General features: G+C 62.2%; 1 protein-coding gene and 1 pseudogene. One reads left to right on the top strand and one right to left on the bottom strand.

Annotation, left to right across the window (positions count from 1 at the left end; translation table 11 throughout):
- Nucleotides 1-149 (top strand): annotated as a pseudogene (locus EN884_RS39990) (tyrosine--tRNA ligase); the annotation flags it as partial.
- A gap of 6 nt (nt 150-155) precedes the next feature.
- Here the strand turns inward: EN884_RS39990 and EN884_RS36350 are convergent.
- Nucleotides 156-1,242: AsmA-like C-terminal region-containing protein (locus EN884_RS36350; protein ID WP_164749978.1), on the bottom strand; the 1,087-nt coding region annotated here is incomplete at its 5' end.

Raw genomic sequence — 1,242 nt, 5'->3', positions numbered from 1 at the left:
GGCGGCATGTGCAGGGCGGCGCCGTGCGCCTGAACGACGAGCCGGTGAGCGACGAGCGCCGGCTGGTGACCCCTCAGGATTTGAGTCCGGAAAACGTCGTAAAGCTTTCCTTGGGAAAGAAAAAACACATTCTGGTGCGACCGGCCTGAACTCGCTCACCTATATTCGAAGATCGACCTGAATATTCCGGGCGCGATCACCGACAGCGGATTGATGTCCAGCAACGGCTTGTTGGCGTTGCCCTTGAGCCGGTAGGTGACGCCGATCAGGCCACGGTCGCGGCCATTGCCGAGCAGCGCGCCAACGATGGGCAATTCGCCGAAGATGCGATTGAGGCCATAGACCGGCATGAACGTGCCGGTCATGTCCATGTTGTTGTTCTGGTCGTAGAGCGTGCCCTGGAACGTGGTGCCGATGCGCGGTCCGCGCAGCACACCGTTGGCGATTTTCAGGTAACCGCTGCCCTTGTCGATCTCGGCGTAACCGCGTTCGAACTTCACCCGCGACGTGTCCAGTTTGCCCTTGACCGCCTGGTTGAGGCTGCGGTTGTCGCCGGCGGGCGTGGTCGAGACGATGGAGGCCAGTTTCGGTTCGTTGACGACGAAAAAGTTGCTGGTGTCGACCTTGCCCCTCAGCGATCCGTCGCTCGGCCCCGCCAGGGCCAGGGTGATCGTTCCGCCTTCCATATGCTCGTAGATATTGAGGAATCTCAGGATGGCGCCAGCGTCGGCGGACTGCATGTTGAGCGCGCGCTGGCCGGCACCGGTGGTGTTGCTGATGGTTATGGCGGCGCCCGAACTTGCCGTGGCGCTGACCTTCAGCCCGTTCACCCGCGAGCCGGCCGCGCTGTAGTCGAGCTTCAGATTGGACAATTGCTCGTCGTGGAAACCGGTCAGCCGGTCGACATCGGCGCTGACGGAGATGGCGTCGGAACCGGTGGTTTTGGTAGCCGTGTCGACGTCGGAGGTGAACTGCTTGATGAGCGAGCGGGCATCGAGCGCATTGCCCGATATGTCGACCGCATAGCCCTTGCCGGACCGCTTCACCGACACAGCAACGTCGTCGCCTCTGTTCAAGGTGACCTTGCTGAACCGCGCCGACGACAAGGCGCCATTGACCAGCACGATGCTGCCGTCGACGGAGAACGTCTTTCCGTCGAGATTGAAATCGGACAGCGTCGTGGTGTCGCCGGACTTGGTCATGACGAAGGTGACGTTGGCGGGCACCCCCGCCCCCTTGCTC

Origin of the sequence: Mesorhizobium sp. M7A.F.Ca.AU.001.01.1.1, assembly GCF_004022735.1 — a bacterium.
GTDB lineage: Bacteria > Pseudomonadota > Alphaproteobacteria > Rhizobiales > Rhizobiaceae > Mesorhizobium > Mesorhizobium ciceri.
Note: the sequence above shows the minus strand (reverse complement) of the source record. Positions and strands in the feature narration are given on the sequence as shown.